The sequence below is a fragment of the Micromonospora sp. Utrum1 genome, assembly GCF_057197805.1.
This window is the reverse complement of sequence record NZ_CM170071.1, coordinates 4,005,244-4,021,094: the sequence shown is the minus strand read 5'-3', so window position 1 is coordinate 4,021,094 and position 15,851 is coordinate 4,005,244. Positions and strand designations below refer to the sequence as shown.

13 protein-coding genes are annotated in these 15,851 nt (G+C 70.8%); 9 read left to right on the top strand and 4 right to left on the bottom strand.

The genetic code is table 11. From position 1 onward, the window contains the following. Positions 1-660, bottom strand: a complete 660-nt coding sequence (locus AC0OLQ_RS18865) for a helix-turn-helix transcriptional regulator (protein ID WP_357345391.1) — start codon at positions 658-660, stop codon at positions 1-3. A gap of 123 nt (positions 661-783) precedes the next feature. Between AC0OLQ_RS18865 and folE the strand changes: the two genes are divergently transcribed. The 6 genes from folE (at position 784) to AC0OLQ_RS18835 (ending at position 7,118) form a co-directional block, all read left to right on the top strand. Then, positions 784-1,380: a GTP cyclohydrolase I FolE gene (gene folE, locus AC0OLQ_RS18860; RefSeq protein WP_484527295.1), complete on the top strand. Its 597-nt coding sequence runs from the start codon at positions 784-786 to the stop codon at positions 1,378-1,380. A gap of 29 nt (positions 1,381-1,409) precedes the next feature. Beyond that, complete coding sequence (locus AC0OLQ_RS18855; protein ID WP_484527294.1) at positions 1,410-2,666, top strand: NAD(P)/FAD-dependent oxidoreductase; 1,257 nt, start codon at positions 1,410-1,412, stop codon at positions 2,664-2,666. 11 nt (positions 2,667-2,677) lie between these two features. Beyond that, on the top strand, positions 2,678-3,115 hold the full coding sequence (locus AC0OLQ_RS18850; RefSeq protein WP_484527293.1) for an MmcQ/YjbR family DNA-binding protein: 438 nt from the start codon (positions 2,678-2,680) through the stop codon (positions 3,113-3,115). A gap of 418 nt (positions 3,116-3,533) precedes the next feature. Further along, a complete protein-coding gene (locus AC0OLQ_RS18845) occupies positions 3,534-5,357 on the top strand; it encodes a glycosyltransferase (RefSeq protein ID WP_484527292.1) in 1,824 nt (607 codons plus the stop codon). A gap of 35 nt (positions 5,358-5,392) precedes the next feature. Then, positions 5,393-6,499 carry a UDP-glucose 4-epimerase GalE gene (gene galE, locus AC0OLQ_RS18840; RefSeq protein ID WP_484527291.1) on the top strand — a complete coding sequence of 369 codons (1,107 nt, stop codon included), beginning with the start codon at positions 5,393-5,395 and terminating at the stop codon, positions 6,497-6,499. A gap of 91 nt (positions 6,500-6,590) precedes the next feature. Then, entirely contained in the window at positions 6,591-7,118 is a 528-nt protein-coding gene (locus AC0OLQ_RS18835) for a GNAT family N-acetyltransferase (RefSeq protein ID WP_484527290.1), read from the top strand. Here AC0OLQ_RS18835 and AC0OLQ_RS18830 read toward each other — a convergent pair. Together AC0OLQ_RS18830 and AC0OLQ_RS18825 are read right to left on the bottom strand one after the other, a co-directional pair. Then, complete coding sequence (locus AC0OLQ_RS18830; RefSeq protein ID WP_484532384.1) at positions 7,115-8,734, bottom strand: right-handed parallel beta-helix repeat-containing protein; 1,620 nt, start codon at positions 8,732-8,734, stop codon at positions 7,115-7,117. The two genes, AC0OLQ_RS18835 and AC0OLQ_RS18830, sit on opposite strands and share 4 nt — an antisense overlap. Before the next feature lie 338 nt (positions 8,735-9,072). Then, positions 9,073-11,202 (bottom strand): carbohydrate-binding protein, encoded by a 2,130-nt coding sequence (locus AC0OLQ_RS18825; RefSeq protein WP_484527289.1) that lies wholly within the window; start codon positions 11,200-11,202, stop codon positions 9,073-9,075. A gap of 424 nt (positions 11,203-11,626) precedes the next feature. On the opposite strand from AC0OLQ_RS18825, the gene AC0OLQ_RS18820 reads away from it, so the two are divergent. After that, the gene (locus AC0OLQ_RS18820; RefSeq protein ID WP_484527288.1) at positions 11,627-12,499 is read left to right on the top strand and encodes a class I SAM-dependent methyltransferase; all 873 of its coding nucleotides are present in this window, start codon (positions 11,627-11,629) and stop codon (positions 12,497-12,499) included. A 98-nt stretch (positions 12,500-12,597) separates the two neighbouring features. On the opposite strand, the gene AC0OLQ_RS18815 is transcribed toward AC0OLQ_RS18820, so the two are convergent. Further along, positions 12,598-13,698, bottom strand: a complete 1,101-nt coding sequence (locus tag AC0OLQ_RS18815) for a DNA glycosylase AlkZ-like family protein (RefSeq protein ID WP_484527287.1) — start codon at positions 13,696-13,698, stop codon at positions 12,598-12,600. A gap of 279 nt (positions 13,699-13,977) precedes the next feature. Here AC0OLQ_RS18815 and AC0OLQ_RS18810 point away from each other — a divergent pair, with 279 nt between their 5' ends. Further along, positions 13,978-14,556 (top strand): hypothetical protein, encoded by a 579-nt coding sequence (locus tag AC0OLQ_RS18810; RefSeq protein WP_484527286.1) that lies wholly within the window; start codon positions 13,978-13,980, stop codon positions 14,554-14,556. A 212-nt stretch (positions 14,557-14,768) separates the two neighbouring features. Beyond that, complete coding sequence (locus AC0OLQ_RS18805; RefSeq protein WP_484527285.1) at positions 14,769-15,845, top strand: CapA family protein; 1,077 nt, start codon at positions 14,769-14,771, stop codon at positions 15,843-15,845. Positions 15,846-15,851 lie beyond the last annotated feature (6 nt).

Here is a 15,851-nt window from a genome sequence, read left to right as displayed (position 1 = left end):
CTACCGGTCCGGCACGCCGTCCAGCCGGACGCAGCAGGCCCCGGGACGCGGCGCGAGCCGGGGCAGCAGGTCGGCACGTCCGGCACCGTCGAGCACGCCGGCGAGGAACGCGTGGTTGAGCCCGCACACTAGGGCGGTCTGCCGGCTGGCCAGGGCGTGGAACGGGCAGTTGCGCAGCAACACGTGGTCACTGAGCGCTTCGGGCTCGAAGCCCAGGCCGGCGAGCACGGCGATGAGGTCCTCGTCGGCGTCCCGTACCCGTGCTCCGATGTCCCGGCCGCGCTGCCGGGCGTGCCGCCGCGCCGCCTCGGGGGCGTCGTGCGGGTCGTCGGCGACCGCGTCGGCGAGGATCTCGGCGATGAGTTCGTAGCGCCGCTCGGGAACGGTGATCGCGACGCCGTCGCCGGCCGCCTCGTAGACCTTCGGCGTCCGGCCGCGCCCCCGGGGCTGGTCGGCCGGCGTCTGGTAGTGGGCCCGCAACAGCCCGGACTCGACGAGCTTGTCGAGGTGGAAAGCGGTGAGATTGCGGGACATGGCGTGCGCCTCGGCCGCCTCCTCGCGGGTGACCGGGTGGTCGGCCCGGCACACGTAGTCGTACAGCGCCCGTCGGGACCGGTCGACGAGAGCGGCCATCGCGCTCCAACGCTCCCCCGTGCTCACAGTCTGGAGGTTATCACCAACGAAGGCTATTGAAATTCCGGTCGCGCTGGGGCAGCATGATCGATAACACCAATGAGCGCTGGCGAAAATCCCGCTCGGTGCAGCAGACGAGGAGAGCTCCTGATGGGTGTCACCGCACTGCACGTGCAGCACCAGCGCCCCCGCCGCGACCCGGCGGCCGCCGAACGGGCGGCGGCGGAGTTCCTGGCCGCGCTCGGAGTGGACCTCTCCGCCGACGGGCTCGCCGACACCCCGGGCCGGATGGCCCGCGCCTACGCCGAGCTGCTCACCCCACGCGAGTTCCAGTTGACCACCTTCGACAACGACGAAGGCTACGACGAGCTGGTGCTGGCCCGGGGCATTCCGATCCGGTCGGTCTGCGAACACCACCTGCTGCCGTTCGTCGGCGTCGCGCACGTCGGCTACCTGCCCGGCGAACGCATCCTGGGGCTGTCCAAACTGGCCCGGGTGGTGGAACTGTTCGCTCACGGGCCGCAGGTCCAGGAGCGCCTCACCAAACAGATCGCCGACTGGCTGACCAGCCAGCTCCGCCCACGCGGGGTCGGCGTCGTCATCGAAGCCGAACACCTGTGCATGACGCTGCGCGGCGTCCAGGCCGTGGGCAGCAGCACCATCACGTCCACCCTGCTCGGCACCCTGCGCGACGACCACCGCTCGCGCGCCGAGTTCTTCACCCTGGCCCGGGTCGGCCCCCGCTGATCGCCGTACCCCCGAAAGGAGCTGGACCGATGTCGAAGACCGGCACGTTCGTGATCGTGGGAGCCGGGCTCGCCGGCGCGCGGGCCGCGCAGACGCTGCGGGAGGAGGGCTTCGACGGCGGCATCGTGGTGATCGGCGACGAGCCCGAGCGACCGTACGAGCGGCCACCACTGTCCAAGGGCCTGCTGACCGGCGGCGCCGAAACGGACAGCGTGTTCGTGCACGAGGCCGGGTGGTACGCCGAGCACGACGTCGACCTGCGCACCACCGCCCGCGCCGTCGCCGTCGACCGTTCCGCGGGAGAGGTCCGGCTCGCCGACGGCCGGCACGTCCGGTACGACAAACTGCTGCTGGCCACCGGCGCCGCGCCCCGCCACCTCGCGGTACCCGGCGTCGACCTGGACGGGGTGCTGCGGCTGCGTACCCTCGCCGACAGCCGGCGGATCGCCGCGGCGCTGGTCGAGGGTGCGCACCTCGTGATCGTCGGAGCGGGGTGGATCGGCCTGGAGGTCGCCGCCGCCGCCCGGCAGCGCGGCGCCACCGTCGACGTCGTCGAGTCGGCCGCGCTGCCGTTGCGCCGGGTGCTGGGCGACGAGATCGCCCGGGTGTTCGCCAACCTGCACCGGGACCACGGCGTCACCTTCCACTTCGACACCGAGGTCCGCGAGGTCCGCGGCACCGGCCGGGTCTCCTCGGTCCTGCTGGCCGACGGCGCGGAGTTGCCCGCCGACGCCGTGGTGGTGGCCGTGGGCGTGCAGCCGAACACCGAGCTGGCGACAGCGGCGGGCCTCACCGTCGAGAACGGCATCGTCGTCGACGCGTCCCTGCGCACCGCCGACCCGGACATCCACGCCGCCGGCGACGTCGCCAACGCCTACCATCCCGTGCTGCGCCAGCGCCTGCGCGTCGAGCACTGGGCCAACGCACTCCACGGCGGCCCCGCAGCGGCCCGCGCCATGCTGGGGCAGGCGGTCAGCTACGACGACCTGCCCTACTTCTACACCGACCAGTACGACCTGGGGATGGAGTACGTCGGACACGCCCCGCCCGGGGCGTCCGACCGGGTCGTCGTCCGGGGCGACGTCGCCAAGCGCGAGTTCATCGCCTTCTGGACTGCCGGCGGGCGGGTGCTCGCCGGCATGAACGTCAACGTGTGGGACGTCGTTCCGTCGATCCGGCGGCTCGTCGCGGGCGCCCAGCCGGTCGACCTCGATCGACTGGCCGACCCCGACGTGCCGCTCGACGAACTGCAGCCGGGGCGGGGAACTGTCGGAGGGGCGGCGTAACGTCCCGGGGCGTGAGCGATCCTGGCGACGTCCCACCCGAGATCCTCGATCGGCTCCGGCCCGTCTGCCTCGGGTTGCCGGAGGCCTACGAGGAACCGGCGTGGGTGGGCACCCGCTGGCGGATCCGTAAGCGGACCTTCGCCCACGTGCTCACCGTCGGCCCCGACCACCCGGCCGCCCACGCCCGTGCCGCCGCCTCGGACGAACCGATCTGCGTGCTGACCTTCCGCTCCCCCGGCGACGAGATCGCCGCACTGCTCGCCGGCGGCCATCCCTTCTACAAGCCCGACTGGGGCGCCGACGTCGTCGGCATGGTGCTCGACGGCGGGGTCGACTGGGACGAGGTCGGCGAGCTGCTCACCGAGAGCTACTGCGTCCTGGCCCCGAAGAAGCTGGCCGCGCTGGTCGATCGACCCGCCGAGCCGGCGGTAGGACCGACGACGACATGATCGACCACTCGATGACGCGGCCGCGGACGATGACCGGCTGAGCGGTTCGTCGAGCGCCCGCGCGCGCTCCTCGTCTCCGGGGTTCGGCGCCCCCCGATGGTGTCCCTTACGCCCCGGTATTCGGTTTTTGGGAGTTTGCTCCCGCTAGCATCGCTTTAGTCGCTTTCGCGCTGATCCAGGACGCCTCCTGTCGGACAGACCTGGAATCACTGAGCGCCATGACATCGATGTTGATCGATCTAGATACGGGGACGCAAGTGCACGTGCAGACTTCGGGGAATCGGCGAGCCGGCGGGCCTCGACGGACGGACGCACCCGGTAGGGAACACTCCGGTCGGCACCACTGCCCCGGTGAGGGCGTCCGGCGATCGGGAGGAGCGCCCGAGATCTGGGCCGGGCCGCGGGCACGGACCACGGCATGAGCGCGCCGACCCGGCCGGCGCCAGAGGCGCTGGAAACGGAGATCCGGAATCTCTCGGGCGGCAACGTCCTCCGCGCCAGGCCCGGTGGACCGACCCTCGCGCCCGTCCGGCAGCTGCGCGCCGCCCGGGCATCCACCTTCGTATCGACCCTGCGCCGGCGCGACCGGGTGGCGGTCGCCGGGCTGACCACCGGCTGGGCGACCTGCTTCGTGGCCTTCTGGTTGTGGTGGTGGCAGCCCTCGCACCGCGTCGGCTGGGCGGGGCTGGCCCTGAACAGTCTGCTTCTGCTGTATCTGACCGGGCTGCCCGCCTACTACCTCCTCGCCGTCTCGCGATTCCGGCAGGTCAATCCCGCGCTCCGCGTGCCACGGCTGCGGGTGGCCTTTGTGGTGACCCGCGCACCGTCGGAACCCTGGTCGCTCGTCCACCGCACCCTCACCGCGATGCTGGCCCAGCGGTACCCCTACCCGTACGACGTCTGGCTCTGCGACGAGGACCCGTCCGAGCAGGCTCTGCGATGGTGCGTCGCGAGAGGGGTCCGGGTTTCCAGTCGGCGTGGCGTCGCCGCCTACCACCGGGCCACCTGGCCTCGCCGTACCCGCTGCAAGGAAGGCAACCTCGCCTACTTCTACGACCACTGGGGTTACCGGGACTACGACCTGGTGGCCCAGCTCGACTGCGACCACGTGCCCCAGCCGACCTATCTTGCCGCGATCACGCGACCATTCGCCGATCCCGCGATCGGCTACGTCGCCGCACCGAGCGTCTGCGACGCCAACAGCGCGAACTCGTGGGCGGCGCGGGGACGGCTGCACCGCGAGGCGACCTATCACGGCCCGGTCCAGCTGGGCCACAACCGCGGCCTCGCCCCCCTGTGCATCGGCTCGCACTACGCGGTACGGACGAAGGCGCTGCGCGACATCGGCGGTCTCGGCCCCGAACTGGCCGAGGACTTCTCCACGACGTTCCTGCTCACCTCCGCCGGCTGGCAGGGTGCCTTCGCCATCGACGCCGAGGCGCACGGCGACGGCCCGCTCACGGTCGCCGACATGCTGATCCAGGAGTTCCAGTGGTCGCGCAGCCTCACCACGCTGCGCTACGACCTCGCGCCCGATCACCTGCGGCGGATGGGCGCCGCGTTGCGGCTGCGCTTCGCGTTTCAGCTGTCCTACTACCCGCTGCTGGCGATCGCGACGGTCGTCGGCCTCGCCCTGCCCCCGTTCGCCGCGGTCACCGGGCTGCCGTGGGTCAACGTCAACTACCTGGAGTTCCTGGCCCATCTCGCCGCGGTATCGCTGTGGCTGCCGCTCCTGACCTTGCTGCTCCGCCGGCGAGGGCTGTTACGCCCCCGATCCGTGCCGGTCCTGAGCTGGGAAGGTGTCCTGTTCGCCCTGACCCGCTGGCCGTACGTCGTGTGGGGGGTCCTGGCCGCGACCCGGCTGAACGCGCGGCCCAGGCAGGTCTCGTTCAAGGTCACCCCCAAGGCGCGCACCGGCCTGGAGCCACTCCCCACCCGACTCGTCCTGCCCTATGCGGTGATCACCGTGGTGCTGTCCGCGGCCGCCCTGCTGGGCGAGCGGTCCACACACACGCCGGGGTACGTGTTCCTTTGCATCCTCGGCGCGCTCTGCTACGCGGCCGCGGGCCTCGCCGTGCCCGCCCTGCATGTGGTGGAGGCAGCCCGGGCCGCCGGGCTGCGCCTACGGTCGGCCGTTCCGACCGCCGCCGGGCCCCTGCTCGTCGGCGTGGTGGCGCTCCTCCCGCTCGCCGCGGCCATCGCCGGCTACGCCGGCCCGGCGGTGCCGCTCCATACCCGATAACCCCCGATGCGCGGACGCACCGGAAGGAGATTCCCATGTCAGGTCCGAAGACCGTCCTGGTGACCGGCGGCGCCGGCTTCATCGGGAGCCACACCTGCGTCGAGTTGCTCGAGCACGGCTACGAGGTGTGCGTCGTCGACAACTACGCGAACAGCTCACGAGCGGCACCGACCCGGGTCGAGAAGGTGGCGGGCCGTCCCCTGCTCGGCGTCTACGAGGCCGACGTACGTGATCCTCGAGCGCTCTCGGCGATCCTTGCGGAGAACGCCATCGACGCGGTCATTCACTTCGCCGGGCGGAAGGCGGTCGGCGAGTCGGTGGGGATCCCCGTCGACTACTACGACACGAACGTCGGTGGCACGACGAGCCTGCTGCGAAGCATGCGGGAGAACGGCGTGCACCGCCTGGTCTTCTCCTCGTCGTGTTCCATCTACGGGGAGGCGGCTCGGATCCCGATCGACGAGCAGGCCCCGCCGCGGCCGACGAACCCGTACGCCAGATCGAAATGGATGTGCGAGCAGATCATCGCCGACGCCTGCCGGCAGCAACCGCAACTGGCGGCCTATTCGCTGCGGTACTTCAACCCGGTCGGCGCACATCCCAGCGGACTGCTCGGCGAGGACCCCCGCGGCATCCCGCAGAACGTGATGCCCTATCTCATGCAGGTCGCAGTCGGCAGGCTCGAACGACTGAGCATCTTCGGCCGCGACTACGCCACCGCGGACGGGACGGCGGTGCGCGACTACATCCATGTCATGGACGTCGCCCAGGCGCACCGCATCGCACTGGAGCGCCTCGACGAGGTGACGGGACTGGAGACCCTCAATCTCGGAACCGGTGTGGGGACGTCGGTCCTGGACCTCGTACGGACGGTCAGCGCGGCGTGCGGACGGTCCCTGCCGTACGAGATCGTCGGACGACGGCAAGGCGATGTGGCCGCACTGGTTGCCGACCCTGGCGCGGCGGCCCGGAAGTGGGGCTGGCGCACGACCCGGGACCTCGCCGCGATGTGCCGGGACGCGTGGCGCTTCCAGCTGCTGAATCCCGCCGGACTCGACGACGACCTGACGGCGCATGCCGCCATTCCGACGGCCCGATCGCTCGATACGCCGGATCCGACGACCAGGAGCTTGGCGAACTAGCACGCCGCTCGGCTTCGTCGAGTTCGGCTTCGACCAACGCGCTGCATAGGCTGGCCGTCTCATCCGACGCACCTGCGACGAGGATCAGCCCATGCGCAGCAGCACCAGGATCCGCCTGATCGAGCCCGCCGACGCCGCCCCGATCGCCGCGCACCGGGCGCGGGACGTCGAGGCCTTCCGGCCGTGGGAACCGGCCCGGCCGGCCGGCTTCTTCACCCCGGAGGGCCAGGCGGAGCGGATCGACAGCCTGCTGGCCGGATACCGGGCCGGCGCGGTCTGGCCCGGCGTGGTGCTCGCCGACGACCAGGTGATCGGGCAGGTCACCGTCTCAGGCATCCTGCCGCAGCCGCACCTGCGCCGCGGCTCCGTCGGATACTGGATCGCCAGCGTCGCCCAGAATCAAGGGCACGCCGGGCACGCCGTCGGGCTTGTGCTCCGGGTGATGACGGACGAACTCGGGTTGCACCGCGCCGAGGCTTCCACCAATCTGGAGAATCTGCCGTCGCAGCGGGTGCTGCGCCGCAACGGGTTCACCCCGTACGGCGTCGCGCACTCCTCGATTTTCCTCGACGGGAGCTGGCGGGACGGGCTGCTGTGGGAGCGGCTCCTGGGCGACTAGGGGGCGGGCTGGATGGCCCCGACGGTGCCGGCCCCGACGATCGGCCGGCCCAGGAAGTCCACCGGTCCCGGATCGACGCCGAAAAGCGAACGGATGTTGAGGGCGCGGCCTGCCAGCGGCGAATCGGGGCGCGGCGTGACGGCTTCCGCCCATTGGGCCGGCGAGCCGGAGCGACTGGCCGTCGCGAAACGCGGGTCTGTGCTCGATCCGCGCGCCTTCCCCCCGAGACGTTCCTGCCCGGTCGCCGCACGCCAGGATTCCAGATCCGCATAGGACGCACCGGCCCACGAGACGGCCCAGGTGCCCGATTCGGCGAAGAAGTTGTTGCCCTGCAACAGGACAGCGGCCGTCGGGAACTTGTCGGCGATCAGCAGGTTCGTCCCGCCAGAGACGATCAGGTTGTTGCGCAGGGCGACGTTGGACAAGCCACGGAAGAAGTTGTGCAGGCGGACGGCCGCGGGCGCCCGGCCCTTCCCCTCCATCACCACGGTGTTGTGGTAGACCTCGGCGTTGTTGACCGACCCGGCCAGGTGGATTCCGGCGTACTCCGGCAGCTTGCGGGCGTCGTTGAGGCTGATGTTGAAACGGACGACGTTGCCGGTGTGCGCGGCATTGGATTGGCCGCTGTAGAGCAGGTACCCGGAGCCGTCGTTGTCGTAGGACAGGTTGTACTGCAGGATCGACGAGGACACGTTCTGGTCCATGTCGAAGCCGCCGCCGTCCTTCTGGCCGGCGGTGTGGTTGCGGAACGAGACGTTGCGCTCGATGACCACGGCGGTCGAATCCCAGGTCCAGATGCCGACCGGACCTTCGGGCGCCGCGGCCGACCGCCCGTTGTCGTGCGCGCTGGACCGCTCGATGCGCCCGCCTCGCACACTTCCGAGCGCGATTCCGCTTCCCGTGTTGCTGAAGTGGTTGGCCGGGTCGCCGAGGTTGTGGTGCACCTCGACCTCCGACACGACGACGTCTTCGTGCGCATAGCGCGGCGCGGCGGCGTCGAACCGGGGTCCGAAGCTGATCAGCCCGTTCTCCGTGTTGCCGTGCAGGTCGGCGGCACGGATCCGTACGCCTCGGAAGCCGGTGGAACGCGGGCCGGCACCGATCTGGATTCCGTTCTTGAATCCGCTCACCTCGACCCCGGAGATGTCCACGTGGTCGAGTCTCCGGCCGTCTGTCACGTCGGAGTAGAGCTCGATCCCGCCGGTGGTCCTGCTGTCCGCGCTGCCCCCGACGATCACCAGGTCGCGGATCTCGACGCCGGCGGTGTTGTGCACCCTGATCCCCGGGCCGCCGGAGGCCTCGATCATGGCGCGACCGGCGCCGTAGGTGGTGACGACGACCGGATTTGCCGCGTCACCCGCGTCGCCGGGCCCGAAGCTCAGGCTTCCGCGGAAGTGCGCGCCCCCTTCGAGGAGGAGCTTGTCTCCCGGCTTGAAGGCGAACGCGGCGGCCTTGTCGAGTGATCGCCATGCTGTGGCGGGCGACGAGCCATCCAGGGCATCATCCCCGGTCGGGCTGACGTGATAGGTGTTGATCACGGGCGGAGCGGCCACCCGATTCGATCTGAGTTCGAGGACATGCGCGAGCATGGGCAGGAACACGGCCAGCGCCAGCATCAGCACCGTGACGATTCGTCGGCGTGAACGCCGGGTCGGTGGCGGGCCTGGCGGGTCCGCCAGCAGATCAGCCTCACCCTGTTGCCCTGTACCGGCTGTCAAAGGACTCCTACCGCCCCTCGCGACGCGCTGCCCGAAACATCCCTTATCCGAACTTTAGGGCATCTTGCGCATGCTGGACGGCGGCTTCCTGCCGCTTGAGGTGGATGTGGCGGCTACGCCGGTGGACGGCCGGCGGATCCGGTTTCTCGCGGCCGGCACATCGCTCCGGACGACGTCCGCGGCGAGGTCGAGTCCGGCGGACTCGACCTCGCCGCGTGAGCGCGGGGGAAGCCGACCTACGGCGCGAGCCGGAAGTAGTCGAGGTTGAACCCGCCCGTCTCGCAGTACACCGTGACCAGCTGATCGCCCACGGGGAGAGCCACCGGCACGTGCACCGACTGGTACGTACCCCAGCCGCCGGTGTCCGGCACCGACGCGGTGGCGAGCACCTGGCCGCTCGCGTCGCGGAACGACAGTGCGTTCGCGGCGACGGCACCCGTGCCGTTGGCGGCCCGCAGCTCCAGGTCGTACGTTCCGGCCTGCGCAACGTCGATGCGGTACTTCACCCAGTTGCCGGCGGCCGTCCAGCCGATGTTCCGGCCGCCGCTGGCGGCCGGGTTGCTCTCGACGAAGCAGCAGCCGCCTTCGACCCAGCCGTGCTGCTCGACGTACGACTCGGCCTCCACCCGGGCGCCGACGGGCGCGCCGTGCGGTCGCACCGTCACGTGTACGGTCACCTCGTCGTTCGCCTGGCCGTCGGTGACCACGAAGGTCAGGTCCTGCTCGCCGGCCACCGTGGGGCGGATCGTCACGAGCCCGGTGGTGCCGTCGATGCCGACGCCGTCCGGCAGGTCGGTGGCGTAGAAGGCGAGCGGGTCGCCGTCGGCGTCGGTCGCCGTCAGCGGCACCTGCACGGTGCTGTACTGGTCGGCGACCACACCGGCCACGTTGTTCAGCACCGGGGCCTGATTGTTCTTCGTCCGCGGCCGCTCGCCCTTCCATCGGAACGTGGCGAACGACTGCGCCGGTACGGTGGCGACGAAGGACTGACCGGCGAGCACCACGCGTACCCTGGTGTCAGCCGCGTTGCTGTTGCGGAGGACGGCGACGAAGTTGTTGGCCCTGTCCCGGTAGACCACGTTGCTGATGCCGTTCGCCGGGGCGCTTGACGCCAGGCGTACGTCGTCCGGGCTGAGGTAGCGGGCGAACTGCCCCAACTGGTACAGCTCGTCGCGGACGGTGAAGTCGCGGGTGGTGGTGTTGACAGTGACCAGGCGGTTGGGCCACTTCGTGGTCCGGCCGACCTCTGCCCAGTCGACGTTGTTGTCGCGGGCGGGCGTCCAGTGCAGCGTCCCACCATCCTGGTCGGTGGTCTGCGCCCACATGATGTAGGAGCTGGCGTCCAGGCGGAAGTAGCTCAGCAGGTCATCCGGGGAGACGCTACCGGTCTCGGTCATCTCGACCGGCTTGCCGTACTGCTCGTACGCCTCGCGCATGACGGTCGGGTCGCCCCAGTAAGGATGGAAGGCGATGGCGTCGGCCGCTGCCCGGACCTGGGCTCCGGTCACCGAGCCATCCGGTGCGTCTTCGAAGATGCGGTAGTAGTTCTTCGTCTCGGTGCTGTTCGGGTCCCGCCAGTCCCAGAAGTTGAAGTCGTGCACGAAGAGCTGGGTGCCGAGCCGGGCCGCGGCGAGTTCGCGCTTGACCGCGATGGCCAGCTTCTGCTGCTGCTCCACGCTGATGTCCATCGCCGGATAGACGACGTCCATGCCGGGCTCGTTGAGCAGGGTCAACGCATCGATCTTGATGCCGTGCCGGGCGTACGCCTGGACGAACTTGACGTAGTAGCGGGCGAACACGTCGATGCAGTCGTCGCGCAGCTTACCGACCTGGTAGTAGCTGGTCGTGCTGCCCGGCCGGAGAGCGACCTCGCCGGTGAACCGGTTGTTCGTCTTCATCCAGGCCGGGGCGCTCCAGGCGGACGCGAAGAACGTGGCGTGCGGGTTGTAGCGCTGGATCAACTTGATGGTGTCGATGATGTGCAGGTCGATGTCGCGCTGGATGGAGAAGTGGTTCAGCTCGAAGTCTTCGGTGACGCCGGCGGGCAGTTCGTCGTAGGACCAGAACGGCAGGTGCTCGATGAGGTCGGGGCTGCCGATCGTCACGCGGAACCGGTCGAGGCCCGCCCCGGTCTTCGGGTCGACGAGCAGGCGGACGGCTTCTTCCCGCTTCGCCGGGTCGAGCTTCCACAGGTTCGAGACGCTCGTCTCGTCGATGGAGAAGCCGACGCCGCGGTAGGGCTGACGCGGCCTGCTGGGGTCGACCACGATGGTCGCGTCGGCGGGTCCGCCCGGGTCGCTGCCCACGCGGCTGGTGGGCAACGGCTGCCACGGGTGCTCGGCGCCGGTCGAGTATGTCCCGGTCACGACAGAGCCGCGGGCGGCCGCCGCCGCCGGCGACGCGGGCGCGGCCGCGAGCACGGTGACCGTTGCCGATGCGACGGCGAGTGCCGCAGTGATGGATTGCCTCACGGCGCCTCCAGGTTGTCAGAGGAGTGTCCTCACGGCAGGCGCCGGTGTCGGTGCCGTCCGTGGTTGCGAGTGGAGGGTGGTACTCGCGTCTCGGAGACACGGGCGGGGATGATCAGCTCCCGCTCCCGGAGCCTAACTTTCGATGATGATTAATTTCAAGACCTGAAATAACGCGTGCAGCACGGTCGGATGCGCCGCCGGCATCAGGTGGATGGCTTCGTGACGACGTCTTGGGCCGTGACAAATGTCAGCGGTGCGGGACCGAGGCCGGCGTTAACGTCGGCCGCAGAGCCGACGTCCCCGCCGGAAGAAGGACGTGATGCCGAAGACTCCGCGAGCGAGCCGCACCGCGGTGCTGGTGTGCCAGGGTCGCGCCGCCGCCGACGCGCTGATCGCCCCCGGCAGCTTCGCGGATCCGACCGCCCTGCCCCTGCTGCGCCCGGACGAGCGGGAGGCCGTCGAGTGGGTACGCGCCGGTGTGCCGCCCCGGACGTGGCAGCAGCGGATCGACTACGAGACGGTACGCGCCAGCGCCGGGCTGATGGTGCCCCGGACGATTGCCATCGACGACGCCGTACGGGCCCATCCGTCTCCCCAGGTGGTGATTCTGGGCGCCGGGCTGGACGGCCGCGCCTGGCGGATGCCGGAACTCGCCGGGGTGACGGTCTTCGAGGTCGACCAGCCGGCCACCCAGCAGGACAAGCGCGACCGGGCCGCGGCCCTGGCCGGCGCGCCGCCCACGTTCGTCCCGGTGGACTTCGGGCGCGACCGGCCGGCCGAGGCACTGGCGGCCCACGGGCACCGCGCCGACCTCGCCACGACCTGGATCTGGGAGGGCGTCGTGCCGTACCTGACCAGGGCCGAGGTGGCCGCCACGGTGGCGGCGCTAGCCGCCTGCTCGGCGCCGGGCAGTCGCCTGATCGTCAACTTCCAGAGTCCCGCCACCTCCACCAACCTGGGCCGGGTCCTGGCCCGGCTGCTGACGGCCTCCACCGGCCGGTCGAGCGTCTGGGCGAACGAGCCGTGGCGCTCGACCTGGACGCCCGCCGCCATGGCCGCCCTGCTCGCCCGGCACGGCTACACCGTCACCCGGGACGAGCACCTGCTCGACACCGCGCGGGCGCTGGGCCTACCGATCCGCCGCGCCATCTCGCTGCGCCACAGCCGGGTGATGATCGCCGATCGGCCCTGACCCCCGGTGCCGGATCGGCGCACCTTCCGAGCTGTCCCGGCATCGGACCCGCCCAGCGGCGAGGATCGAAGCCGGTGAGCTGGGTCGGCGCCGCGCGTTCAGGCCGTCAGGGCCAGGGTCAGCCGGAGCCAGTTCGCCAGCTCGGTGATCTCGTGTCGCACCGCGGCGGTCATCTCCCTGGTGAACGGAACGTCCTGGTGGATCGCGTCCACCCGCAGCACACCGGCCCTGCGGTCGGCGGTGGCGTCGAGCTTGCCGACCAACCGGTACCCGTACAGGATCGGCAGCGCCCAGTATCCCCAGCGGCGTTTGGCGGCCGGCTTGTACATCTCCAGCTGGTAGTCGTACTCGAACAGCTCGGCGATCCGCCGGCGGTCGAAGACGAGCCGATCCAGCGGCGACAGCAACGCCGCGCGGCCGGTGAACGCCTGGTCCAACAGCTCGGGGTCGACCCGCCACTGGCCCTTCACGCCCTCGACCACCGCGGGCTCCCCCGCGGTCCGTACGTCGTTCGGCTCGCCCGGGCTCACGGGAGCCCGGGCGCGCGCGATGCCCAGCGCGCGCAGCCGCCGCTCGTCACGGATCCGGCACGCCTCCTCGTAGGGCACCACCTCGTCCGGGTAGACCCGTTCCGCGAGGTCCCACAGCCGATCGGCGCCGCGCCGACCGGCGGCCGCGACCTCGCCCCGCTGAACGAGGAAATCGATCATCTTCCGGACGTTGCGGTCGTTCGTCCAGCCGGAGGAGCGCCATGGGACCACGCACGTGTCCGGCAGCTCGCGAGCGGGCAGGGGGCCGTCGGCGCGGAGCCGGGTGAGGATGTCCAGCCGACAGCCGTTGTTGGCATCGACCCAGTCACGCAGGCCCTCCTGCCAATCGCGCAGCGGTGGGCGGCCGGGCCACTCGGCCATCTCCGCCCGGTAGAGCGCGAGGTCCTCCGGCGAACGGACCAGGCCGTGCAGCTCCAGCAGGGTCTGCTCGTCGAGGGCGTCGCGCAGCTGCGCCGGGGAGTACGAGGAGCCGAGACGGCTCCACAGGACCAGATCCGCGCTGGGCGCGACGGCCGACGTGGGGTCGTTCTGTAACAGCGTCAACCGGCGTACGACGTCGAACATGTCGCTCGGGCGGTGGGCGACGAGCAGTTGGGCGCGCACCGCGAGGCGGCGGGCGTCGCCGCGGGACAGCGTGTGCACGGTCACCCACCGAGACTAGGAGGCGGGTACGACCACCACCAGCTCGGCATCGAGCGTGACCCCCAGCCCGTGCGCCGCCGGCTCACCGCGCCCTGCAACCCGCAAGCCGGTCGCCCATCACAGACCTCCGGCCCCCGAGGGAAGAGCTGGATTCGGGCAATCGGCACCGGCGATCCTGGTTATCTGGCACCCGGGTCGGCCCCATTTCACAAGCTATTAACAGAAATACACCATCTGGGGGTTCAGTTGACCGCACCATCATTTACCCGCCTAGCGGGAGCCACCGTGCTGGCCGCCGTGATCGGCCTTGGGTCTGCCGCACCAGCATGGGCTGGGGGTGGCACGACGATCAACATCGACCCGGCGGACACCGGCACGACGGCGGCGGCGTTCGGCACTCATACGTGCGACCCGAACCTCGGTGGTGGCCCCTTCCAGGCCGAGGACGTCTGGGTCTTCGCCCTGCCGGCTGCGAATCAGGGCACCTTCATCTCACTGACCATCGAGTTCGCCACCGAGGGTGGTCCCGTCACGGAGACCATCACGACCACACCCGCCGCTGACCGCGCGATCGTCGGCAACAGGGCGTGGATCAGGACGCCAGCCGGCCTGTCCTCCACCGGCGAGCTGGTGAATCCGTTCGCCCTCACCAACGCCACGGCGGTGATCACGGGTAGCGACGGAACTTTCGACCTGGCACAGACCTGCCCGGCGGCCGGCGGGACACCTGGCCCCAGCCTGCCGGTGACCGACGTGGGAATCTCCGGTCCGACGCTCGGCAGACTCGCCGCGACGGGAGGCAGTCTCGTCGCGGTCGGCCTCGTACTGCTTCTCGCGCAACGGCGTCGTCGCTTCGTCGCATGACCTGAGCCGGTTCATCCTTACGCCGGGGTGCTGCTCACAGGGCCGGGGTAGCCCTCGCCCATGACGGGAACTGACGCTGGCCGGCACCCGAGAGCTCGGGTGCCGGCCCGTTGTCTCCTACTTGCCTCTCGGTTTCGACATCCCGCAGGTCAGGCCGACGGCAATCCCGCCAAGCAGGCCCGGGGTCGGGCGGGTTTCCGTACGCTGCCGGAGTGAAGTGGGCACGATCCTTCGTCGCGCTGGCGGTGACCCTGGCGGTCACGGCGTGCGATGCCGCCCGGACCCCGCCAGCGGGTGCGCCCACCCGCTCCGCCCCGGCGGCGGCGTCCCCGTCGCACCCCGCCGAGATCACCCTGGCCTTCGCGGGCGACGTGCACTTCGCCGACCGTACGGCGGATCTGCTGGCCGATCCGGCGACCGCGTTCGGGTCCATCTCGTCGACCCTGTCGGCCGCAGACCTGGCGATGGTCAACCTGGAAACGGCGGTCACCGCGCGCGGGGTTCCCGAGCCGAAGGAGTTCCATTTCCGGGCACCGGCAAGCGCGTATGCCGCGGTGAAGGCCGCCGGCGTCGACGTCGTGTCGATCGCCAACAACCACGTGCTGGACTACGGGCGGACGGGGCTGGCCGACACCGTGGACGCGGCAAGGGCCGCCGGGGTGCCGGCCGTCGGGGCGGGCGCTGACGCGGCGGCGGCGTACCGGCCGTGGATCACCGAGATACGCGGTACCAGAATCGCCGTACTCGGGTTCAGCCAGGTCTCCGAGCTGTGGTCGGAGTGGAGAGCCACAGACACCCGGGCCGGCATCGCGATGACCCGGGACCTGCCGCGCGCCGTCGCCGCGGTGCGCGCCGCCCGGCGCCAGGCCGGCGTGGTCATCGTCTACGTCCACTGGGGCACGGAGGGCGAGGCGTGTCCACCCCCCGAGGCTCGCGCGTTCGCCGGCGAGATGGCCGAGGCGGGTGCCACTCTCGTGGTCGGCACCCACGCCCACCTGCTGCTCGGCGACGGATGGCTCGGCAAGACCTTCGTCCAGTACGGACTCGGCAACTTCCTCTGGTGGCGGGACGACGCGTACAGCAACGACACGGGTGTGCTGCGGGTGACCCTCGACGATTCGGCGATCTCGAAGACGGAACTGGTGCCCGCGGTGATCTCCCGAGGCGTGGGTCGACCCGAACTCGCCGGAGGGGATGGCGCCGCCCGGATCCGCCGGGAGTACGCGGACCTGCACGCCTGCACCGGACTTGCCGCGAGCCCCGCCCCCTGGTCGGGCGAAGCACGATGATGGCGG